The organism is Streptomyces laculatispora (assembly GCF_017353455.1).
In the GTDB taxonomy this organism is placed as follows: domain Bacteria; phylum Actinomycetota; class Actinomycetes; order Streptomycetales; family Streptomycetaceae; genus Streptomyces; species Streptomyces laculatispora.
Genome location: NZ_JAFMPZ010000373.1, coordinates 1 through 6,419 on the forward strand (window position 1 = coordinate 1; position 6,419 = coordinate 6,419).

The following is a 6,419-nucleotide window of genomic DNA, read 5'->3' on the forward strand; positions in this document are numbered from 1 at the left end:
CGGGTCTGCAACGCCGCCAGGTCCTGCGCGCTCAGCCCGTCGGTGAGCCGAACCGGCAGCGTCACGAAGAACTGCCGGACCGTCCGCCCGTCCGGCAGCCGCATCCGGCGCACATGGTTGCGGATCAGGGTCAGCGAACCGTCGAGGCGTCCCGCCTCGCGACGGGTCTGCACCCGCTTCGGGTCGAAACGCTCGGTGTGCACGGCGGCCGTCGCCGTCTCGTGGAACGCGGCCACCTCGTGCGGAAGCACGGGATTCTCCGCCCGCCCGCCCCTCCTGCGGGAGCCGTTCGTCGCCGTCACGGGCGGCGCCGTACTCTCGCCCGGGGCTCGCGGAGCGGGCCACTGAGGGGTGAGCGAGGCCAGCGACTGGGTGGTCGGGTCCGAGAGCGGCGGCACCTGGAGCCCGGGCACCCCGGCGCCGCCGGCTTGGTGCGCCTGCGCGATCCCGGCGCCGAGCGCGAGCAGCTCCACCCCGGCCGCGATGTGCCGCGCGTTCGCCCGGTCGACGTCCTGCCTGGCCTCGTGCCACTGGAGCTCCAGCCGCGCGGTGCCCTCGGCCCGCGTCGCCCGCTCCAGCCCGGTCCCCGCCTCGTCCCTGGACCGGGCCGCCGCCCGCAGATCGTCGTACGCCGTGACGTCCCGCTCCAGCTGGGCCAGCGCGTCGAGCAGCATGGTCTGGCGCCGGGCCAGTGCGTCGACCCGGCCGGGGGCCGCCGCGGCGAGCCGCTCACGGGTGGACTCCAGCATGCGGGTGGCGTCCCGGAGGGCGTCGCGTGCCTCGGTCTCCGTGCGGTCGAGGCCCGCCACGAGAGCCTGCTGGTCCGCGTGCGCCTGCCGCGCCCGGTGCAGGCGGAGCTCGGCGGCGGCACGGACCGCGGTGGCCCGCCGCAGCGCTTCCCGCGGGTCCGGGTCCGGGTTGGGCGGCCGGCCGTGCTCGTCCTCGAACAGGCTCAACTGCGCTCGGGCCTGGTTGAGTTGTGCTTGCGCGCCGTTGCGGTCGGGGAACACGGTGCTGTCCGGGCGCAGGGTCCAGACACGGGTTCCGTCGCCGTCACGCAGCGCCAGCTCCAGCGTCTGCCCGCTCTCCTCGGCGATGGACTGCGCCCGGTAGAGCGCCTCGACGCGTGCGGCCGGGGTGGGGTCCGTCCCCAGATCCAGCCACAGCTGCACAACGGCTCCCGACGGCAGGACGTCATCGGAGGCGGTGATCAGTTGTGCGACCTGTGAGGGAGCCAGGTCGCGCACGTCCGGCGCCGACAGGTCCCACACCCCCTCGCCCCGGTGCGCTTCGGAGAACACGCCGAGGCCCAGCAGATCGCGTTCGGACACCCGCAGCAACGCGGTGCCCGTCGCGTACCGCACCTCCCCGGTCGGGCCGGTCAACGTGGTGACGGTGTCGACCTCGACCTCGTACGTACGCAGTCCCTGGTCGGTCCCGGGCACGCCCGCGGTGCCGGTCTTCTCCCAGTGCCGGGCGAGCGCCGACACCCCGCCGCCCTGACCGCCCGGGGTGGACTGGTTCGAGAGGAGGGGCACCGATCCGCCGAAGTCGAAGCCGCCCTTCGAGCTCAGGGTTCCGGACACGCCCAGGGTGAAGGCGCTGCTGCGGGAGGTCGAGGAGCCGGAGGTCGTACTGAAGCCCGTCACCCGTACCCGGTCGACCGTCACGTTCTTGGTGGTGTCGATCAGCCGGGGCCGGAACACCCGCGTGGACAGGGTGACCCGGGGGTGTTTCGCGGTCCCGGTGACGGCCCCGCCCGCTCCGGCCGCCGCGCGCACCGGGTCCACGGTGATGGTCCCCCCGTGCAGCAGTTCGGTCAGCCGCACCGCCGCAGCCTCGGACGAGCTTCCGGAGCCGAGGCCTTCGCCGGCCAGCTCGGGCGCCAGCTCCCGCACGGCATTCAGGAGGTCGTGCTGGTTGCTGAGCGCGTACGCGACCTCGTTGCCGGTCGGCCGGAGCGGTGTCTCCGTGGCGAGCGGGCCGAAGAGCGTGGGGTCCTCGGAGGCGACCCCATGGGAGAGCAGCTCCTCCGTCGGCCGGGGCGCCAGGGTCTGCTGCTGGGCGTGGTCCCCGGCGAACCGCAGGGTGACCCGTCCGGGAACGTCCGTCGACGGACGGGTCAGGGGGTCGTCACCTTCGATGTGCAGGTCGGCGGCGAAGACGTATCCGAGAGTGAACTCGTTCCCGCCCTCGACGCGTTGCCACAGCCGGTCCTCGGCGGTGAGTGTCGTGCTCACGGTGTCCGAACGGGTCGTCGAGCCGCTCCCGGAAGGACTGAAGGTCGCCTTGCGGGACGTCTCCTCGGACGTCGGCACCACGATGCTGCCCGGCAGTGTGAAGCCCCAGCGGGTGGTACGGCCCCGGCTCTCGGTGACGTTCGCGGGGGAGTGGGCGGAGTAGTTCTCCACCCCCGCACCCGGGCCGCCGCTGCGACCGGGCACCCTCCGGAGCTGCTCCTTCGTCCACGCGGGCCTGCCGTGCACCCGCAGGGTGACGGTACGGGTGGTCAGGCCGCCCGTGTACGGGAAGCCGAAACTCAGCGGCCCGCCCTCGCCACGGCCGGGCAGCGCGCCGAGAGCGGCGGGCGAGGTGTAGTCCGCGATGCGCTGGGCGAGCCCGGGTACGTAGTTTCGGTGGCCGGGGATGAGGCTGCCCGGCGCGTGCTGCTCGACCAGGCCGGTGAGCCGCTCGCGCAGCAGATGGGGCCGGCGCGGGTCCTCGTTGGTGGTGGGGCGGGGCCGCTCCGTGTTCACGGGCTCCTGCTCCTCGGCCGTCTGTTCGGCGGAGGTCTGCTCCGGGGAGGTCTCGTCGGCCTGGGCCTGGGCCGGATTCGGATGCGGATTCGGGTCCGTGACGGGGACCGGGAGCGGTTCCGCCAGGGGCGTCGCCTCCAGCACCGCCGCGAGTCCGAGCGCGCCGTGCTCGACGAAGCGGTACGGCAGCCGGGCGTTGGCGGGGCGGGGCGCCCCGGTCTCCTCGCCCGCGATCCACTCCAGCATCGTGCCGCCGCGCCGAAGCTGATCGGCTGTGGCGAGGAACGTGATGCCGCCCGGCACATGGACCGTTCGCGTCACCGAGGCCGCGGTCTCGTTCAGCGGAGAGACCCGCCGGTGCCCCCGGTGGACCGTCACCTCGTACGTGATGTCCGCGCTGATCCGGTGGTGGGTGCCGTCCTCCACGGGTACGCGCGTCGTATTGGTCGACGCCGACGTCGTCACCGAGCTGCTGTTCCCCCGCCCGTAGACGCCCTTGCCGCCCGCGCCGCCCGTGGTCGGCTTCGCCGCACCGGGCACGGACGGCCCGGTGCCGGGAGGCTGGGCGGCGGCCTGCTCCGCCTCCGCCCGGCTCTGGCCGTACTTCATCGTGAAGCCGGGGCCGCCTTCGTGCGAGGTGACCTCGGTGACCTGGTGCGAAGCGCTGTCGGTGGCACCGAGGTCCGTCTCGCCGTACTGCCGGACCGTGCCCAGGTCCTGCGGATTGGTGAGTACGGCCCGTACCTCGACGACCAGGTCGGTGCCGCCCGACACCCCTGGCACGAACAGGTCGTCGATGACGAAGATCCCCTTTACCATCTGATGCGCACGCGACATCAGGGCGGCGGGCGCCAGTTGCGCGTGCAGCGCCTCGTGCAGCAGCAGGCCCTGGTCGGAGCGGTCGCCGGTGGACACGGTCTGCCGGACCACCGTGGCCATGGAGAGAACCGAGTCGACGACGGACCTCGCGGCACCGGTCGCCGCCGCCCACCAGGACGACGAGGGGGCGTTGGCCGGGGCCGCGGTCACCGGGCGTTCCGTGCTGAGGGGCAGGGTCGGGCCGATGCCGAACCCCCCGGCGTTGCTCAGGTCGTTCAGCTCGATGTCGTCCGCGTTCTCCTGCGGGTACGCGCCGGGTATGGGCGACGGCTCCGGCTCCGAGGTCTGCGTCGCGAGGGGCCCGGTCTGCTGCTGCGCGGGGGAGTTCTGGCCGTTCCGCGCGGACTCCTCTTCCACCGGGGGCGTCGAGAGGTCCGCCAGGATCGCGTCGACCGCCTCGTACAGCTGCTTGCTGCCGCGTACGACGTCGACGAGGGAGCTGTCGGGCAGCAGGAAGGTCTCCTGGGCCGGGGGCAGCAGAGTACCCGGCGGCTGGAGCACCGCCTCCCCGTACGCCTCCGAGGAACCCTCGGTGCGCTTCTCCGGCACCGCCAGGTCGACGAACACCGGCTGATCACCCGAGGCGAACGGACCGGTGGGCAGCGGCCCGGATCCACCGGTGATCTCGACCCCGAACACGGCCGGGACCCGGAAGACCTCCGTCTTCTGCTGGGTCGTACTGATCATCTGGGCGTGCGAGACCGACGCGCCGGCCGTCGAGGTGTCCGTCGTCTGCCAGGTGCCCTTGTAGTCCGCGGTGAGCCCGCCCCTGAAATGACCGGGCGCGAAACCGGTGAGCTGGGCGCCGAGCTGGAAGGTGCCGGAGCTGCCGGACGCCTGCTGGCTGCTTCCGGGCACGGACAGGCTGCTGATGCTGGGCAGGTGGACGTCGCTCAGTGAGGTGAGATGGGTGGGGGGAGCGGTGTCCCGGGGATCGCGGTCCAGGGTGAAGCGGAGCTGGACGCGGTCCACGCCGCCGCCGGGCACGGGCTTGCTGAAGTGCAGGACGAGGCCGCCGTCGACCAGTTCGTCCATGGTGCCGAGCAGGCCGTGCTGCGAGCCGAGCATGGAGAGTTTGCGCAGGTTCTCCAGACGGGCCTTGACCAGGCGTTCGTCCATGAACGTGCCGTCCTGCTCGCCCGGCCTGGGGAGGTAGGCGTTGTCGCGGAGCCAGCCGTGCGCCCGGTCGAACACCGTGGTGACGCCCGCGCCGTGCACCCGCAGCGGAGTGGTGGTGAGGCCGATGGCGTCCAGCCGCGCCACTTCCGTGGGCGCCTGCTTCTGTGTGCCGGCCGTGGGCCGGCTGCCCCGCGCGGTCTGCGGGGTGAGCGTCCGGAGCCGCACCGGCGTCACCGGCATCGCCTCGGGGGTGGTCCGTGTGCCGTCCGCGGCGATGAACTCCACGCTGTAGACCACGTTCGCCGGGGTGAGTACGTGTCCGCCGTTGGTGCGGATGTTGTGTGTCACACCGTGCGTGGCGCCCGCGCCGAGCCCCTGGTCCTTCTGAACGCTGTAACCGCCCTTGGGCTGCACGGAGCCGCCCAGGTGGAAGTCCCGGAACGCCTTGTCCACCTCGTCCGGCTTCTTGTTGAACGCCCCGCCGATTCCGCCCTCGACCCCGTACGCCTGGGACACCTTCGCCAGCGAGTCGGTCTTCAGCTGACGTTCCAGGAAGCGTTCCAGGCTGTACTTCGGACCGACCCGGATGTCCTGGCCCTCACGGCGGGTCACCTCCGCGGTGACCCTGAACATGCCGACGGCGTTGCCGCGCTCGTCCAGCAGGACCGGTGACCATGTACCCGTGCTGCCGCCGGGGTTGTCCGTCGTCCGTTGCAGGGGGAGGGCCCCGAGCAGGTGCTCGGCGCCGAAGTACTTCTGCACGGCGGCCAGCGACCCGGGCCCGAGACCGTCGAGCCGGCCGCCGAACCGGGACCGCACCGCGCGCAGCAGGCTGCCGGGATCGGACATCGAGTCCATCACCCACAGCGGCGAATCGTTCAGGTGCGCCTGGAAGCCGGCGGAGTCCTCCTGGCGGAAGACGTTGCCGTTCTCCGTGCCGTGACCGGGCACGGCCAGGTGCTCGGGAAACCACGCGGACACCGTGCCGAGTTCCTGTACACCCGCCCGGTCCGGCGGGATCTCCTGGAACGGGGGTGAGGAAGCCTCCCGCACCCGGCCCAGCGCGGTGTAGTCGAAGGGGCTGGCCGGCTCCGTACTGCGCAGCAGGCTGGTGGAGTTGACGGCGCTGCTCACCGTCGTCGACAGGCTCGTCTGCTGATGGGTGATGTTGAAGCTCAACGCGGTGGGCAGACCGGTGAGGAAGCCCTTGATCAGGCTGAAGGTGTTCGAGAGCGGATTCAGGGAGATGGTGCGGACGCCGGTGGTGGAGGCCGTGGACGTGCTGTCGAACGCGGCCGCCTGACGCTGCTCGTTGTTGTGCGGCGGCATACGGCTGCCCGCGCCGAACAGCGCGGAGGGCCTGGGCCGCTCCAGTTGCAGCTGTACGGCCAGCGAGCGCGGCCGACTGGCCGAACTGCTGTCCCCGCAGGCGCTCCAGGACAACCGTCTGATGCTGCTCAGCAGGGACGGCCACCTGATCACCCTGGACGTCAACGGCCGGCCGCGCTCGCTGGCCGTACAGCTGCAACTGGAGCGGCCCAGGCCCTCCGCGCTGTTCGGCGCGGGCAGCCGTATGCCGCCGCACAACAACGAGCAGCGTCAGGCGGCCGCGTTCGACAGCACGTCCACGGCCTCCACCACCGGCGTCCGCACCATCCCCCTGAA

Annotated in this window: 1 protein-coding gene and 1 pseudogene; one reads left to right on the forward strand and one right to left on the reverse strand. The window is 72.4% G+C overall.

Annotated features, from left to right (window positions below):
- Positions 1 to 6,197: pseudogene (locus J1C73_RS19480) on the reverse strand (hypothetical protein); the annotation flags it as partial.
- Between the two features lie 7 nt (positions 6,198 to 6,204).
- Here J1C73_RS19480 and J1C73_RS19485 point away from each other — a divergent pair.
- Positions 6,205 to 6,419 (forward strand): hypothetical protein (locus J1C73_RS19485; RefSeq protein ID WP_207317535.1); only part of this gene is annotated, 215 nt, incomplete at its 3' end.